The following is a 571-nucleotide window of genomic DNA, read 5'->3' as shown; positions in this document are numbered from 1 at the left end:
ACTGCAGCAGTTGCTGGAGCAATATAACCTTGCCCAGTACAAAAAATATAGCCCCAGCAGCGAAAGCTATCAGGGTGATGGCGAGGTATTAAACGAAGCCGAGCAGTTGGTTGATGAAGAAATCGCGCAGGTTGAAGCTGTGCAGTGTGAAAACAAGGCTTCAAAAAAGCAGACCAAACCGCGCCGCCCAAGAATTGCCGCTGAATTACCAAGAGTTGATGTTATTCACGACATCGTGGACAAAACCTGTGCCTGCTGCGGCCATGCCCTGCATCGGATGGGCGAAGAAGTCAGTGAGCAGATAGAGTTCGTACCAGCACAAATTCGCGTCATCAGAAATATACGCCCCAAATACAGCTGCCGTGCATGCGAAAACCAGGGTACGGAAGTGGCCATACAAATTGCCGATGTACCGCCTTCTATCATGCCCAAAAGCATGGCAACACCAAGTCTGTTGGCGCAAATCATCAGCAGCAAAATGCATTACGGCCTGCCGCTGTACCGGCAGGAAAAAATGTTTACTCAGGCCGGCATTGAACTCAGTCGCCAAACCATGAGCCGCTGGCTAATC

1 protein-coding gene is annotated in these 571 nt (G+C 50.4%); it reads left to right on the top strand.

The genetic code is table 11. The features are described 5' to 3' along the window. The coding region (locus VT06_RS17145; protein ID WP_046555546.1) for an IS66 family transposase zinc-finger binding domain-containing protein at positions 1-571 on the top strand (571 nt) is incomplete at both ends.

The organism is Arsukibacterium sp. MJ3, assembly GCF_000987765.1.
Classification (GTDB): Bacteria; Pseudomonadota; Gammaproteobacteria; order Enterobacterales; family Alteromonadaceae; genus Alishewanella.
The sequence above is the reverse complement of the archived record's forward strand: the minus strand, read 5'-3'. Positions and strand labels throughout refer to the sequence as shown.